Origin of the sequence: Pacificispira sp., from assembly GCF_965228185.1 — a bacterium.
In the GTDB taxonomy this organism is placed as follows: Bacteria; Pseudomonadota; Alphaproteobacteria; order UBA8366; family Aestuariispiraceae; genus Pacificispira.
Genome location: NZ_CBDDHE010000008.1, coordinates 159,399 through 175,122, shown reverse-complemented (window position 1 = coordinate 175,122; position 15,724 = coordinate 159,399). Strand labels below are relative to the sequence as shown.

Here is a 15,724-nt window from a genome sequence, read left to right as displayed (position 1 = left end):
TTCGGCTTGTATGCTTGACTGAGGTTCTAGGGACGTGAGCGATACTGCATTGCAAGACGGCCTGGCCGCGGATTCCAAAGGCGCGGAGGTCCGCGACTATATCCGCCTGCTGAAGCCCCGGGTGATGTCGCTCGTCGTGTTTTCCGGATTCGCCGGGTTGGTTCTGGCGCCGGGCGATCTGCATCCGGTTCTAGCCGCCGTTGCGGTCTTGTGCATCGCCGTCGGGTCCGGTGCCGCCGGCGCGATTAACATGTGGTACGACCGCGATATCGATGCGGTGATGACCCGCACGCGCGGTCGGCCGATTCCGCGCGGCCGGATCGCCGCGGACGATGCGCTGGCCTTCGGTACGGTTCTGGCCGCCGGGTCGGTCTTCCTGATGGCCCTGGCCGTAAACTTCATGGCCGCCGGAATCCTGGCGGCCGCGATCCTGTTCTATGTCTTCGTCTACACGATGTGGCTGAAGCGTTCGACGCCCCAGAACATCGTCATCGGCGGGGCTGCCGGCGCGTTTCCGCCGATGATCGGCTGGGCCGCGGTGACCGGGGGCATTTCGGTCGAATCCCTCGTCCTGTTCAGCCTGATCTTCTTCTGGACGCCGCCTCATTTCTGGGCGCTGGCGCTGTATCGGCGCGGTGATTATGCCGAGGCCGGCGTGCCGATGTTGCCAGTTGTCGCCGGTGTCCGCGTAACCAAGCTGCAGATGCTTATCTATACGATCCTGTTGCTGCCCCTCGCGATCGCGCCCTATTGGCTGGGCATCGCCGGGCCGCTCTACGGTGCGGCGGCGGCGGTTCTGGGCGCGCTGTTCACGCTGTCCGCGGTTGCGGTCTGGTTCGATACGACGGACAAATCGGCCAAACGGATGTTCGGCTATTCAATCTTCTATCTGTTCGCGCTGTTCGGGGCGATGATGCTCGACGCCGGCGCGGGCATCGCCGGGTAAGGCTATGGCTTCGAAGGAGGCCCGCATGGGTGCGAAACATCAGAGCGAACTGTCGATGACGGATGACGAAATCCGACGCCGTCAGCGCAGCCGCAACATCGCGGTCGCGCTCGCGGTCGGCGCCTTTGTCGTGATCGTTTTCTGTGTGACCATCGTCCGCATTCAGGACGGTATCCAGGCGTCGATGGGCGGCTGAGGGAAGGGCCATGGATCCGGATCTCGCCCGTAAGAACAAGCGCATCATGGCCGGCTGTGTCCTGGCCGTGTGCTTCATGGTCGGGCTCAGCTTCGCCGCCGTGCCGTTGTATGACCTGTTCTGCCGGGTCACGGGGTTCGCCGGGACCACGCAGGTCAGCACAGAAGTCCCGGAAGAAGTCCTCGACCGTGTCATTACGATCCGGTTCGACGCATCGACCAATGCCGCCTTGCCTTGGGTGTTCAGCCCAGAGCAGCGCAGCGTCGATGTGCGAGTCGGCGAAACCGCCATGGCGTTCTATGTCGCCGAAAGCCGGTCCGACCGGCGCACGGTTGGCACCGCCACCTTCAACGTCACACCGTTGAAGGCGGGCCAGTATTTTACCAAGACCCAGTGCTTCTGCTTCACCGAACAGGCGTTGGAGCCGGGTCAGAATGTCGACATGCCGGTCAGCTTCTATGTCGATCCGGCGCTTGTCGACGACCGCAATATGGACAATGTGGACACGATCACCTTGTCCTATACCTTCTTTCCGATGGAAGGTGAGGAAGACGTTTCCCCGACAGGCGACACCGCCGCGTCGGGTCAGCCCGCGCCGGTCAACTGAGGCCGCGCGGAACATCCGGGACGGCCGGGCCGGACCGGGGTGGAGTAATAGGGTATAGTGACGACGGCGCCGGAACGGTTTCGGGGCCTCAAAGACGGGGGTAAGCCATGGCAGGCGATCATCACGCGGTCGACCACGACTATCACTTGGTTAATCCGAGCCCGTGGCCGGCATTTGGCGCGCTGAGCGGCTTCGTGCTGGCATTCGGGACGGTTTGGTACATGCATCCGACCATGCTGGGCGATTTCTCGATCGGCCTCGCCGGTTCGGTCATCGGTCTGATCATGGTTCTGTGCACCATGTATTTCTGGTGGCGCGACGTTGTTCGGGAATCGATCGGCGGCGACCACAAGCCGGTGGTGCAGCTTGGCCTGCGCTATGGCATGTCGCTGTTCATCGCCTCCGAGGTGATGTTCTTCGCGGCCTTCTTCTGGGCCTTCTTCGACGCCAGCATCTTCGCGACCGAAGAAATCCAGTTCTGGCGGACGGAAGCCAATGGCGGGCAATGGCCGCCGGCGCATATCGAAACCTTCGATCCGTTCCACCTGCCGCTGATGAACACGATGATCCTGCTGCTGTCGGGCTGCACCGTGACCTGGGCGCACCACGCCCTGCGCGAAGGCAAGCGCAAGGAACTGATCCAGGGCTTGGCCCTTACGGTCATCCTGGGCGCCTGTTTCACTGCGCTTCAGGCCTACGAATACGGCCACGCGGCCTTCGGCTTCACCGAAGGGATCTACTCGTCGACCTTCTACATGGCGACCGGTTTCCACGGCTTCCACGTTATCGTCGGAACGCTGTTCCTGCTGGTCTGCCTGGTGCGTGCCTCGCGCGGCCATTTCTCGCCGAGCAAGCATTTCGGCTTCGAAGCGGCGGCCTGGTACTGGCACTTCGTTGACGTCGTCTGGCTGTTCCTGTTCGTTTGCGTCTATTGGTGGGGCGGCTGATCGGCTTGACTTTGCTCACGCGGGCCGCCTGGTGACAGGCGGCCCGTTCGGTTTTTGGGGGAGGAACCAAGGCGGTCCCGCGACCTGTGGGGCGGCCGACCGAAAGGGAGTTGCACGATGGAACCCTTGTCCCCCTGGCAGACCGGCTTTCGCGGTAAATGCCCGCGATGCGGCGAAGGCCGACTGTATTCCAGTTTTCTGAAGATCGCCGATGGCTGCGGCTATTGCGGCCTGAAATACGGGTTTGAGAATGCCGGTGACGGCGCCGTGCCCTTCCTGATCCTGATCATCGGCGGGATCGGTGTCGGCCTGGGTGCATGGGTTATGCTGGCCTTTGGCACCGCGGTCTGGGTCCCGATCCTGGTCGCGGTCCCCGTGGTCAGCGTGCTGACCCTCATCCTGTTGCCGAAAACCAAAGGTTTGCTGATTGCGCTGCAATACGTAAACCAGGCCAGCGATACCGGCACCGACAGTTACGACGAGCTTTGATCCCCATGATACGACCCAAACTGATCCCGACGCTTTTTACGCTGCCTGCCTTGATTGCCTTGATCTGGCTGGGGGTCTGGCAGTTGCAGCGCTTGGAGTGGAAGGAAACGCTGATCGACCGGCTGCACAGCCGTGCGTCGGCGGAAGCCGTCGTGTTGCCGTCCGGAGATTTGGAGATCGACGCCTGGGAGTTTCAGCGCGTCACGCTGACCGGCGAGTTTCTGCATGACCACGAGGTTCATCTCCTGAATCGGTCCCTCAACGGCAATCCAGGCCTGCATATCCTGACGCCGCTGCGCCGGACGGACGTGCCGGGCGCGCCGACCGTTCTGGTCAATCGCGGCTGGGTCCCGTTCGAATTGAAGGAAGCCGCTTCTCGACCGAACGGCTTGGTCGAAGGTCCGGTTACGGTGGAAGGCATCGTGCGGTTCCAACGTCCAATCACCGGGCTGCAACGCGTTTTCCTGCCCGAGAACGAACCGTCGAACAACATTTGGTACTCCGTTGATCAGGCGCAGATCGAAGCCGATGCGGCGCTGACGCTGACAAACTTCTATGTCGTCGACGGGAATACCGATGTGCCCGGCACCTATCCGCTGGGCAAGCAATGGATCCTGGATATCCGAAACGACCATTTCCAGTATGCGCTGACCTGGTTCCTGCTGGCAGGGGCCTTGGTGGTGATCTTCCTGGTCTATCACCGGCGCGGCGGTCCGTCGGAATGAGTGATCCTATGAGCGCGTACCAGGAATTGGAGGCGCGGTTCCGGCGCATCGCCGTGCTGGGCGAGGTCACGACCATCCTGCATTGGGATGCCGCGACGACCATGCCGCATGGCGGCGCGGATGCGCGCAGCGATCAACTGGCGGACATGAAACTGCTGCGCCACAAGGCAATCACCGATCCCGCGATCGGTGTCTTGCTGGACGATGCGGAGGCGTCGGCGGCGTCCCTGTCGGAATGGCAGTCCGCCAATCTGCGTGAGATGCGCCGCGACTACCGTCTGGCGACTGCGTTGGACGACAAGTTGGTCGAAGCAGTCAGCAAAGCGACCAGCGCCTGCGAACATGCTTGGCGCGAGGCACGGGCAAAATCCGATTTCGCTGCCGTGCTGCCCTTGTTGCAGAAAGTCGTGGACCTGACCCGGGAGACCGCGGCGGCCTATGCGGGGGTCTTCGATCTGTCCCCGTATGACGCGCTGGTCGAAACCTATGCGCCGGGAACCCGCAGCGCCGATTTCGATCCGATATTCGACGACTACGCTGCGTTTTTGCCGGAATTTCTGCAGTTGGTGCTGGACCGACAGGCGCGCGAGGGCCAGCCGGTTGCGCCGCAGCCCGTGCCGGTCGATCGGCAAAGGGCCCTGGTCGAGGCGTTGGCAGCGGCGACCGGTTTCGATTTCACCCATGGCCGGATCGATGTCAGCGCGCATCCCTTCTCGACCGGCTATCCCGGCGATCAGCGCATAACGGTAAGCTATGACGAGCAGGACCCGATGTTCGCCGTCATGGCGGCACTGCATGAATGCGGCCATGCGGCATATGAGGCCGGTCTACCCGCCGAATGGGCGCGCCAGCCGGTCGGGCAGTCGCTGGGCATGGTCGTCCATGAAAGCCAATCGCTCAGCATTGAAATGCAGGCCAGCCGGTCGGACGGATTTCTGACCTGGCTGGCCGGGCAGGCGACCGCGATCCTGGGCGACGATCCTGCTTACGAGCCGCACAACTTCCGCCGCCTGCAACAATGGGTGAAGCCGGACTTTATCCGCGTCGACGCCGACGAAGTGACCTATCCGGCCCATGTCATCCTGCGCACCCGCCTGGAACGCGCGATGCTGTCCGGCGATCTGCCGTTGGCCGATCTGCCGGGCGCCTGGAATGAAGGCATGCGGGCGCTGTTGGGGATCGAGGTGCCGGACGACCGGCGCGGCTGTCTGCAGGATATTCACTGGTATGACGGCGCGATCGGATATTTTCCGACCTATACGCTCGGCGCCATGCTTGCTGCCCAATTGGCGCAAGCCGCAGCCCAAGCCAACCCCGAAATACCCGGGGCCCTGGCAAATGGGGACTTTTCACCCTTGATGGCATGGTTACGCAGTGCCATTCATTCCAAGGGCTGTTTTAATTCGTCAAGCGACTTGATCCAAAGTGCATCGGGGCATCCGCTGAATGCTGCCGCCTTCAAACGGCACCTTCGGCATCGCTATCTAGGAGAATAGGAAATGGAAGACACCGCGAAGCAGATGCAGGAAGTTTGGGAATGGGTAGTCCCCAACGCACTGGAATACGGCAGCAACATTCTGGAAGCGTTGATCATCCTGATCGTCGGTCTCTGGCTTGCCGCATGGCTGTCCGGTGCGACGCGGCGCACGCTGGACAAGTACAAGCGCATCGATGGCACATTGAAGCCGCTGTTTGCCAGTCTGGTGCGCTACACGATCATCATAATCACGATCATTGCCATTCTGAGCCAGTTCGGGGTTCAGACCGCCAGCATCATCGCTGTCCTCGGTGCGGCCGGTTTGGCGATCGGTCTGGCCCTGCAGGGAACGCTGCAGAACATCGCGGCCGGCATCATGTTGCTGATCCTGCGTCCTTTCCGCGTCGGCGATTTCATCGATGCAGGTCCGGTATCCGCCACGGTTGACGAGATCGGCCTGTTCACTTCGCAGTTCACGACGGTTGACGGGATCTATGTGTCTTGCCCGAATTCCAGCCTTTGGAACTCGAAGATCACCAACTATTCCCGGAACAACAAACGCCGGATGGACCTGGTTGTCGGCATCTCCTATGAGGACGATATCGGCAAGGCCGTGGACATCCTGATGGGGCTGATGCAGAAGGACGACCGGGTGCTGAAGGATCCGGCGCCGCAATGCATGGTCACCACCTTGGGCGACAGCTCGGTCAACCTGACCATGCGGATGTGGGCGGCAAGCGCGGATTTCTGGGCCCTGAAATGGGACATGACGCGCTGGTCCAAGGAGAAGGTCGAAGAAAGCGGGCTGAGCATTCCGTTCCCGCAGCGCGACGTTCACATGATCCCCGCACCGACCGAAAAATAAGGAACGCATATGCGCTATATCAGTACGCGCGGCTCGGCGCCCGATCTGGGCTTCGACGATGTTCTGCTGGCCGGCCTGGCCCGGGACGGCGGCTTGTACGTGCCTGCGGATTGGCCGCGATTCTCCGCCTCGGAATGGCGCGAGATGCGGGGCCTGTCCTATGACGAGCTGGCCGCGCGGGTGTGTTCCCCCTATCTGGGCGACGCGATCGACGAGGACGATTTCGCGGATATGGCGGCCGACGCCTATAGCGGCTTCGACCATGACGCCGTCGCGCCTTTGAAACAGTTGAGTGCCGATACCTGGGTGATGGAACTGTTCCACGGCCCAACGCTCAGCTTCAAGGATTACGCGCTGCAGCTGGTCGGGCGCATGTTCGACCATGTGCTCACCCGGCGCGGGGAGCGCATCTGCATTGTCGGCGCGACCTCCGGAGACACCGGATCGGCCGCGATCGAGGCCTGCCGCGATCGGGACGCCATCGATATCTTCATCATGCATCCCTATCAGCGTTGCTCGGACGTGCAGCGTCGGCAAATGACGACGATCCATGCGATGAATGTCCATAATATCGCCGTCGACGGCACGTTCGACGACTGCCAGGACCTGGTGAAGGCGATGTTCAACGACATGGCCTTCCGGGACGAGATGCACCTGTCGGCGGTGAACTCGATCAACTGGGCGCGGATCATGTGCCAGATCGTGTATTATGCCCACGCCGCCCTGTCCCTCGGCGCACCGGACCGCGAGGTCTCCTTCGCGGTGCCGACAGGCAATTTTGGCAATGTTTTTGCTGCCTATGCCGCGCGTCAGATGGGACTGCCCATAGGGCAATTGATCGTCGGCGCGAATGAGAACGATATTCTGGCCCGGTTCTTCAATGCCAATGACATGTCCATGCAGACAGTGGTGCCGACCCTGTCGCCGTCGATGGACATCCAAGTGTCCAGCAATTTCGAACGCCTGTTGTTCGAGCTGATGGACCGGGACGGACCGGCGGTTGCGCATCTGATGCAGACCTTCCGCGCGTCCGGCAATCTGGGACTGGACGAGGAACGCTGGCAGCGGGCCCTTCAATTGTTCTCCGCCCACCGCCTGTCGAACGAGGAATGCCGCGCGGCGATGAAGGCGGTTCTGGAATCCACGGGCGAGTTGGTCGATCCGCATAGCGCGATCGGCGTGGTCGCCGGCTGGACGCGGCGTCAGGATCCGTCGGTGCCGCTGGTCGTCGCGGCCACGGCCCATCCCGCGAAGTTTCCGGATTCGGTGGAGGAGGCGACAGGTGTGCGGCCGCAATTGCCGCCCCGCCTGGACGATCTGTTCGACCGCGAAGAACGGTATGAGCGGCTGCCGAACACATTGAACGCCATTCAGGATTTCGTCCGGCGCTCGAACCGGGCGGGTGCATGATGAGCAGTGTGCGGATCGATACCCTGTCGAACGGCCTGCGGGTTGCGACGGATTCCATGCCGGGTACGCGTACGGCGAGCGTAGGGGTCTGGGTCGGCACGGGCACCCGGGCAGAGCCTTCCGAGATCAACGGCGTCGCCCATTTTCTGGAACATATGGCCTTCAAGGGCACGAAGTCCCGGTCCGCCCGCGATATCGCGGAGGAGATCGAGGCGGCGGGCGGCTATTTGAACGCCTATACCGCCCGCGAAAACACGGCGTATTACGCGAAGGTTCTTGCGGAAGATCTGCCCCTGGCCGTCGATATCGTGTCCGACATCCTTCAGAACCCGACCTTTGACGAGGTCGAGTTGGAGCGGGAGCGGGGCGTCATTCTGCAGGAAATCGGGCAGTGCCACGATACGCCCGACGATCTGGTTTTCGACCTCTTCCAGGAAGTGGCCTATCCGGATCAATCCATGGGGCGACCTGTCCTGGGGACCGCGGATTCCGTGCGCCGGATGCCGCGCGAGTCCATCCGTGACTTCATGCGCCAGCGCTATGCCGGGCGGAACATGATCCTCTGCGCCGCGGGCGGCGTCGACCACGACAGCGTCCTTGCCCTGGCCGAAGAGAAGTTCCAAACGCTGGGCGCGGTCCAGGATTCCGAGGTGCCACAGGCGCATTATCAGGGCGGCGAACACCGATTGGACCGGGACAGCGAGCAGGTCCATCTGCTGCTCGGCTTCGAAGGCCCTTCCTTTGCCGGGACGGAATATTACACGGCGAATGTGCTCTCGGCCCTGTTGGGCGGGGGCATGTCGTCGCGTCTGTTCCAGTCGATCCGAGAGGAACGGGGATTGGTCTATTCCATCTACTCATTCGCCTGGACTTTCGCCGATACCGGTCTGTTCGGCATATATGCGGGCACCAGCGAGGACGATGTCAGCGAACTGGTGCCAGTCATGGCCGACGAGATTCTGGGGCTGGCCGACACGCTGACGGATGCGGAAATCGCCCGCGCGGTCACGCAGGTCAAGGCCTCGCTGTTGATGTCGCGTGAAAGCTCCGGCGGGCGTTGCGATCAGTTGGGCAACCAGATGCTGGTGCATGGCCGGGCACTCGACGAGGCGGAGCAGGTGGCGGCGGTGGAACGGGTCGGCAAGGCGGAGTTGCAGGATCTGGCACGCCGCATATTTGCCACGACGCCGACCCTGTCGGCCATCGGCCCGTTGTCGCGACTTGAAAGTTACGACCGGATCGCGGATCGTTTGCGGGCAGCCTGACACAGCAAGCCCGCGATTCATGCTTCAATTCTTTCGACACTCATTACCGCGATGTCGATATTCCGGCCCGCGGATCGCGTTACGACCGCCGCGTGTGTCGGACCAGGCCGCGTGGATGGCGGTCCGGGACCGATCCAAGGCCTTCCTGGAACCGTGGGAGCCGGCCTGGCCGCGGGATGCCCTGACGCCCGGCGCGTATCGCCGTCGTTTGCACCGAGTTGAACAGGAATGGCGTTCGGGTGTCGGCTATGGATTCTTCATCGTCGACGACGGTACGGACGATCTGCTGGGCGGTATCACCCTGGCCAATGTCCGTCGCGGGGTCGTCGAATCCGCCAATGTCGGTTATTGGATCGCGGAACAGCACGCCCGCCGGGGCTATATGAGTGAAGCCATTCAAGTGCTTCTCGATTTTGCGTTCTGCAAATTGAACCTTCACCGCGTCGAAGCCGCGTGCCTGGTCCATAATGAGGCCAGCCGGAATCTCCTTCTGAAGTCGGGCTTTCAATTGGAAGGGCGGGCCCGGAAATATCTGTGCATCGCCGGGCGATGGCAGGATCACGACACGTTTGGGATTCTGCGCACCGACGACCGTCCGGCGGTGCCGGTAATCGAGAGCTGATGCGACCGTGCGCGATCATCCGCAAATCCTGAACGCGGCAGTGGCGGTTATCGCGTATAAACCGAAAATGCCTTACTTTTGCCGGATTTGCCGAGGAGAAAAGAATTGCCGGAATGGCTGAATCGGCGTAAGTCACAAGCTTATACGAATGCGCCGCAATGCTGCATTTCGCGCGGGTTTCAGCGGTGTTGGGCCGCCGCATCCAATAGCTGAATAGCGACATGGCATGCGGCTGGATTGCTAGGGGTCGGAGGCTAAGGCTGCCACTATGTTTTCTCGGTTACTCGGTTTTCTGTCCGCCGACATGGCGATCGACCTCGGTACGGCCAACACGCTGGTTTACGTTAAAGGGCGAGGAATTGTCCTGAACGAGCCTTCGGTCGTCGCGATCGCCGAAGTAAAGGGCAAGAAGCAAGTTCTCGCCGTCGGTGACGAGGCGAAGATGATGCTGGGGCGTACACCCGGCAACATACAGGCCATCCGCCCGCTGCGCGACGGGGTCATCGCCGACTTCGAAGTCGCCGAGGAAATGATCAAGCATTTCATTCGGAAGGTCCACAACCGGCGCAGTTTCGCCAGTCCGCAGGTCATCGTCTGCGTCCCGTCTGGGTCGACGGCGGTGGAACGCCGTGCGATTCAGGAATCCGCGGAAAGCGCGGGCGCGCGCCGCGTCTTTCTGATCGAAGAGCCGATGGCCGCCGCGATCGGCGCCAACCTGCCGGTGACTGAGCCGACCGGCTCCATGGTCGTCGATATCGGCGGCGGCACGACGGAAGTCGCGGTCCTGTCCCTGGGTGGGATCGTCTATTCCCGGTCCGTGCGCGTCGGCGGCGACAAGATGGACGAGGCGATCATCGCCTATATCCGCCGGAACCATAACCTCCTGGTCGGGGAAGGTTCCGCCGAACGGATCAAGAAGAAGATCGGCTCCGCCTGTCCGCCGGAAGAGGGCGACGGCGAAATGATGGAAATAAAGGGCCGCGATCTGATGAACGGCGTCCCGAAAGAGCTGAACATCTCCGAACGCCAGATTGCCGAAAGCCTGGCCGAACCGGTTGGCGCCATTATCGAGGCCGTGAAGGTCGCGCTGGAACAGACTCCGCCGGAACTGGCGGCGGATATCGTCGACAAGGGCATCGTGCTTACGGGCGGCGGCGGTATGCTGCGCAATCTCGATTACGTTTTGCGCCATGCGACCGGCCTGCCGGTGTCGATCGCCGATGAGGCGTTGAGCTGCGTCGCGCTGGGGACCGGGCGTTGCCTGGAAGAGATGCGCACGCTGAAGAACGTGCTGATCAGCATGTATAACTGACCGGCGGCTATGCCCGGCCGACGGATTCGCGTCGAGGGCATGGTCCGGTCGCTGCGGTGGTTGGTCTTGGTAATGGCTGGGGGCCATCTTGGCAAAACGCGCGAAAGGGCCTGAGATCAGAACGGCGCAGCCGCTCCGCACCTTGGCGCAGCGGTTGCTCTTTGCGCTCTTCCTCGGCAGTTCCATTGCCCTCATGGTCCTGGGACGGTCGGATCCCGAAGCGTTCGAGCGTGCGCGTACACAGGTTACCGACGCCGCCGCCCCGATCCTTGAAACACTGACACGCCCGGTCGACGCTCTGAACAATGCTGTCGGCGAGGCCCGGAACCTGGCGCAGCTTCACCAGGAAAACGCGCGCTTGCGTCAGGAAGTGGCGCGGCTTCAGCAATGGCAGGCGGTCGCACGCCGGTTGGAAGTCGAAAACATTCAGATGCGCGATCTGTTGGCATTTGAGCGCGAAGACGTGAAACGCTTCGTGACCGGTCGCGTGATCGGCATGGGCGGCACCTTCGTGCGCTCCCTGGTGCTGAATGTCGGTCAGACGGACGGTGCGCAAAAGGGGCAGGCTGCGGTAACCGGCGACGGTCTGATTGGTCGGGTCGCAGAAGTCGGGCAGCGCTCCTCCCGCGTTCTGCTGATCACCGACCTCAACAGCCGTGTGCCGGTGGTGATCGAGAATTCCCGCGCGCGTGCCATTCTGGCCGGGGACAATACCGCCTTCCCGCGCCTGATCTACGGTGCCGCAAACTCCGACTTGACGCCGGGGCAACGGGTTGTGACCTCCGGCGATGCCGGTGCTTTTCCGCCGGGACTGCCGGTCGGTGTGATTTCCAGCGCCGACGAAAATGGCGTACGGGTTCAGCCCTATGCGACCGATGAGCGCCCGGAACTTGTCCGGCTGATGGATTTCGGCTTGGAAGGCGTGCTGCAATAGGCGGCTGCGAAGCATTCGGCAGGATTGCCGGATCGATTGGATCGAACGGACGATGAGAACTGGATTCCTCTCCAGATTGGACCATTTCGCGCGCGGATTGCTGCCGTTGATCTGCACGTTGAGCGTGGTGTTGCTCAGCGCCCTGCCGTTGCGCCTGCCCATGGCAGCGATGGTGGCGCCGTCGCTGACCCTGATCGCGGTCTATTACTGGACGATCTATAGGCCCGATCTGTTGAACGGGTTCTTCATCCTGCTGCTGGGCCTGTTGCAGGATCTTCTGACCGGCGCGCCCCCCGGCGTGACGTCACTTGTCCTGTTGCTGGCCTATCTGGTCGTGGTCTCGCAGCGCCGCTTCTTCCACGGCAAAAGTTTCAGCGTCGTCTGGTGGGGGTTCATGCTGGTCGCCATCGGTGCCGCCGTTCTGGCATGGTTGTGCAACTTCATCCTGTCCGGCCGCTGGATCGATCCGACGGGATCGGCCATCGGGTTGCTGCTGACCATTCTGCTGTACCCGCCTTTGGCGGCGCTGCTGTCGCAGGCGCACAAGCTTGTGCCGGCCCGCGATGCGGATGCGTGACGGGGGGCGGTCAACGTGAATCCGGAAAAGACAAGGACCAAGGTCTTCAGCCGCCGTGCCGCGCTGTTCATGGGCGGTCAATGCCTGGTAATGGGCGGGCTTGGCGGCCGGCTCTACTACCTCCAGGTCGTCGAATCCGAGCGCTATGCGACACTGGCCGAAGAGAACCGGATCAATTTCCGGCTGATCGCCCCGCCCCGTGGCTTTATCACCGACCGCAACGGCGATTATCTGGCGATCAACGTTCAGAACTATCGCGTCGTCCTGGTCCGGGAACAGGCGAAGAATGCGGGCGGCGTTCAGGCGGTTCTGGAAAAGCTGGCGAAGCTGATCGACATCAACGAACACACGATGGCGCGCGTGCTGCGGGAAACCGAAAGCCGCCGCGCTTTCGTGCCGATCACCGTGGCCGAGAATTTGAGCTGGCAGGAAGTGAGCCGGATCGGCGTCAACCAACCGGATTTGCCGGGGGTGAGCATCGATGTCGGCCAGACCCGCCATTACCCCTATTCCGAGCACATGGCCCATGTGGTCGGCTATGTCGGGGCGGTATCGGAAGCCGAACAGAACGGCGATCCGCTGCTGGACCTTCCGGGATTTCGCATCGGCAAGAACGGGATCGAGAAGCATTACGATCTGGCCCTGCGCGGCAGTTCGGGAACCAGCAAAGTCGAGGTCAACGCTCTGGGCCGGGTGATCCGCGAGATCGACCGCCAGGAAGGCCAGCCGGGCCGCGAAGTGAAGCTGACGCTGGATATGCGGCTGCAGGATTTCGCGGGGGCCCGACTCCGTGATGAGAAGGCCGCCTCTGCGGTTGTGATGGATGTCCATAGCGGCGACGTCCTGGCCCTGGTTTCGGTCCCGTCCTACGATCCCAATGCGTTCAGCGAGGGGATCGGTGCGGCCGAATGGCAGACGCTGGTCAAAAATCCCTACGGCCCGCTCACCAACAAGGCTATTGCCGGTCAGTACTCGCCGGGCTCCACGTTCAAGATGGCGGTGGCGCTGGCGGCGATGGAGAACGGCATTCAACCGGATCACACCGTCTTCTGTCCCGGTCATGTCGAATTGGGCGACCGGCGCTTCCATTGCTGGAAGCGTCACGGCCATGGCTCCATGGATATGCATTCGGCGATTGAGCAGTCCTGCGACGTCTGGTTCTACGACGTCGCGCGCCGGGTCGGCGTCGACCGCATTGCGGCAGTCTGCAACCGGCTGGGGCTGGGTGAGACGACCGGGATCGAATTGTTGGGCGAGCGCGGCGGCCTGATTCCGACGCGGGCCTGGAAGCGGGAAAAGCGCGGCCAGCCCTGGCATATGGGCGAGACCCTGGTGGTTGGCATCGGACAGGGCTTCGTGCTGTCCACGCCGCTGCAATTGGCGGTGATGACGGCGCGTCTGGTCAATGGCGGCAAGGCGGTGACGCCGCGCCTAGCCTATCCTCTGGACGGTTTCGACAAGAACGGTCAACCGGAAGTGAACGATCTGCAGGCCGAGGATATGCCTCCGGGTGAGACGCTCGCCGAAGCGGCGGAAGCGGTTGCGTCCGGTGGTCCGTCACCGACCCGCGACGCACCGGATTTCCCGACGCTGGGGTTCCGGCAGGATCATCTGAAATCGCTGTTGGAAGCGATGAACGCGGTCGTGAACAGCGACCGTGGCACGGCCCGAAAATCGGCGTTGCGCTATGCCGACTACGCCATGGGCGGCAAGACCGGGACCAGCCAGGTGCGCCGGATTTCCCAGGCCGAACGCGATGCAGGCATCCGGTCGGGAGAGGATATTGCCTGGCGCCTGCGCGACCACGCGCTGTTCGTCGGCTATGCGCCGGTCCATGCGCCGCGCTATGCCGTTTCGGTCGTGGTCGAACATGCCGAAGGCGGGTCGCGCGCTGCGGCACCGATTGCGCGAGACCTGTTGGAGGAAGTGTTGCGGCTGCAGGGCTATGTCACGGCGGACGGTGTCGGCGTCAAAACCGGGGGGGCCGGCTGATGGCGATCCGGCATGGCGAGCTTCGGCAACCGGAAATGACGCTGACCCAGAAGATCTGGCAGATCAACTGGTCGATGTGGCTTCTGCTCGGCCTCTGTGTCGCCATCGGCATCGCGATGCAATATTCGGCGGCGAACGGGTCCTGGGAGCCCTGGGCGAAAAAGCAGTTCGTGATCTATTCGGTCGCGGCCGTCTCGATCCTGGTCCTGGCCGTGATCGATATCCGGATCGTCCTGCGTTATGCCTATGTGGCCTATGGGTTTTCATTCCTGATGCTGGTCGGTGTCGAGATCTATGGCGCGATGGCCGGCGGCGCGGAACGATGGTTGCCGGTCTTCGGCCTGTTCAATTTCCAGCCGTCGGAGCTGATGAAGTTCACACTCATCCTGGCGCTGGCTCGCTATTTCCACAAACTGTCCTATGAGGATGTCGGGCGCTTGAGCTATCTGGTCGTGCCCAGCTTGCTGGTGGCGGCGCCGATGGTGCTGATTCTGCGGCAACCGGATCTTGGGACGGCGGTTGTGATGGCGGGCGGCGGCGTCTGCATGTTCATCCTGGCCGGCGTACGCTGGTGGAAATTTGCCCTGGTGGGGATCGCGGGGATCGCGGCCAGTCCGTTCATCTGGGGGATGATGCATCCCTATCAGAAACAGCGCGTGATGGTCCTGTTCGACCCGGAATCCGATCCGCTGGGCAAGGGCTATCATATCCTCCAATCCAAGATCGCTATGGGGGCCGGGGGCATCAGCGGCCGCGGCTTCACCAAGGGGTCGCAAAGTCACCTGAACTTCCTGCCGGAAAAACAGACGGATTTCATCTTCACCATGCTGGCGGAAGAATTCGGGCTGCTGGGCTGTATCGGATTGATGGCGCTTTATCTGGTGTTGATGGCCTACGGCTTCGGCATCGCGCTTCGCGCGCGCAGCCAGTTCGGCCGCCTGTTGGCCATGGGCTGCATCGTCGCCTTCTCCTTCTATGTGTTCATCAACATCGCCATGGTGATGGGGGTCATTCCGGTGGTCGGTCTGCCGCTGCCGTTGGTCAGCCATGGCGGGTCGGCGTTGCTGGCCGTTATGTTCGGTTTCGGCCTGATCATGAATGTCTTCGTCCATCGCGACGTGCGGATCGGCCGCCAGGGCGACAGCCAATCCTAGGCAGCATGCCGCACCCTTCATTTTGTGCCCCATCGGCGATTGACCGCCCGGAATTACTCTGCTAAATCCGCGCACCTTCACGAGGGAGCCAGTTGCCCCGGCAATGCCCAGGCACTCGCGACGGGCCACTAGCTCAGTTGGTAGAGCATCCGACTCTTAATCGGCAGGTCGTAGGTTCGAATCCTACGTGGCCCACCATTCTCCCC

At 62.3% G+C, this 15,724-nt stretch carries 16 protein-coding genes and 1 tRNA gene; all 17 read left to right on the top strand.

The window, feature by feature from the left end; translation table 11 throughout:
* Positions 1 to 34: 34 nt before the first annotated feature.
* Entirely contained in the window at positions 35 to 946 is a 912-nt protein-coding gene (gene cyoE / locus ACO06O_RS15510) for a heme o synthase (protein ID WP_421881630.1), read from the top strand.
* Between the two features lie 25 nt (positions 947 to 971).
* Positions 972 to 1,142, top strand: coding sequence for a hypothetical protein (locus ACO06O_RS15505; protein WP_421881627.1), 171 nt, complete (start codon positions 972 to 974; stop codon positions 1,140 to 1,142).
* A gap of 10 nt (positions 1,143 to 1,152) precedes the next feature.
* Positions 1,153 to 1,749, top strand: a complete 597-nt coding sequence (locus ACO06O_RS15500; RefSeq protein ID WP_421881624.1) for a cytochrome c oxidase assembly protein — start codon at positions 1,153 to 1,155, stop codon at positions 1,747 to 1,749.
* Between the two features lie 107 nt (positions 1,750 to 1,856).
* A complete protein-coding gene (locus tag ACO06O_RS15495) occupies positions 1,857 to 2,696 on the top strand; it encodes a cytochrome c oxidase subunit 3 (RefSeq protein WP_421881621.1) in 840 nt (279 codons plus the stop codon).
* 117 nt (positions 2,697 to 2,813) lie between these two features.
* Positions 2,814 to 3,185 (top strand): DUF983 domain-containing protein, encoded by a 372-nt coding sequence (locus ACO06O_RS15490; RefSeq protein ID WP_421881618.1) that lies wholly within the window; start codon positions 2,814 to 2,816, stop codon positions 3,183 to 3,185.
* Positions 3,186 to 3,190: 5 nt separating this feature from the next.
* A complete protein-coding gene (locus ACO06O_RS15485) occupies positions 3,191 to 3,910 on the top strand; it encodes an SURF1 family protein (protein ID WP_421881615.1) in 720 nt (239 codons plus the stop codon).
* Positions 3,911 to 3,918: 8 nt separating this feature from the next.
* Positions 3,919 to 5,406: a carboxypeptidase M32 gene (locus tag ACO06O_RS15480; protein WP_421881611.1), complete on the top strand. Its 1,488-nt coding sequence runs from the start codon at positions 3,919 to 3,921 to the stop codon at positions 5,404 to 5,406.
* A 3-nt stretch (positions 5,407 to 5,409) separates the two neighbouring features.
* Positions 5,410 to 6,252: a mechanosensitive ion channel family protein gene (locus ACO06O_RS15475; protein ID WP_421881608.1), complete on the top strand. Its 843-nt coding sequence runs from the start codon at positions 5,410 to 5,412 to the stop codon at positions 6,250 to 6,252.
* A gap of 9 nt (positions 6,253 to 6,261) precedes the next feature.
* Entirely contained in the window at positions 6,262 to 7,662 is a 1,401-nt protein-coding gene (gene thrC / locus ACO06O_RS15470; protein ID WP_421881605.1) for a threonine synthase, read from the top strand.
* A complete protein-coding gene (locus ACO06O_RS15465) occupies positions 7,659 to 8,927 on the top strand; it encodes a M16 family metallopeptidase (RefSeq protein WP_421881603.1) in 1,269 nt (422 codons plus the stop codon). The genes thrC and ACO06O_RS15465 overlap by 4 nt, the downstream gene beginning before the upstream one ends.
* Positions 8,928 to 8,946: 19 nt before the next feature.
* Positions 8,947 to 9,549 carry a GNAT family N-acetyltransferase gene (locus ACO06O_RS15460; RefSeq protein WP_421881599.1) on the top strand — a complete coding sequence of 201 codons (603 nt, stop codon included), beginning with the start codon at positions 8,947 to 8,949 and terminating at the stop codon, positions 9,547 to 9,549.
* A gap of 268 nt (positions 9,550 to 9,817) precedes the next feature.
* Positions 9,818 to 10,861 (top strand): rod shape-determining protein, encoded by a 1,044-nt coding sequence (locus tag ACO06O_RS15455; protein ID WP_420418487.1) that lies wholly within the window; start codon positions 9,818 to 9,820, stop codon positions 10,859 to 10,861.
* 88 nt (positions 10,862 to 10,949) lie between these two features.
* The gene (mreC, locus tag ACO06O_RS15450) at positions 10,950 to 11,795 is read left to right on the top strand and encodes a rod shape-determining protein MreC (protein WP_421881596.1); all 846 of its coding nucleotides are present in this window, start codon (positions 10,950 to 10,952) and stop codon (positions 11,793 to 11,795) included.
* Between the two features lie 52 nt (positions 11,796 to 11,847).
* A complete protein-coding gene (mreD, locus tag ACO06O_RS15445) occupies positions 11,848 to 12,372 on the top strand; it encodes a rod shape-determining protein MreD (protein WP_421881593.1) in 525 nt (174 codons plus the stop codon).
* Between the two features lie 15 nt (positions 12,373 to 12,387).
* A complete protein-coding gene (gene mrdA, locus ACO06O_RS15440; protein WP_421881590.1) occupies positions 12,388 to 14,364 on the top strand; it encodes a penicillin-binding protein 2 in 1,977 nt (658 codons plus the stop codon).
* Positions 14,364 to 15,518 carry a rod shape-determining protein RodA gene (gene rodA, locus ACO06O_RS15435; protein ID WP_421881587.1) on the top strand — a complete coding sequence of 385 codons (1,155 nt, stop codon included), beginning with the start codon at positions 14,364 to 14,366 and terminating at the stop codon, positions 15,516 to 15,518. The genes mrdA and rodA overlap by 1 nt, the downstream gene beginning before the upstream one ends.
* A 122-nt stretch (positions 15,519 to 15,640) precedes the next feature.
* Positions 15,641 to 15,716, top strand: a tRNA-Lys gene (locus ACO06O_RS15430).
* Positions 15,717 to 15,724: the final 8 nt, after the last annotated feature.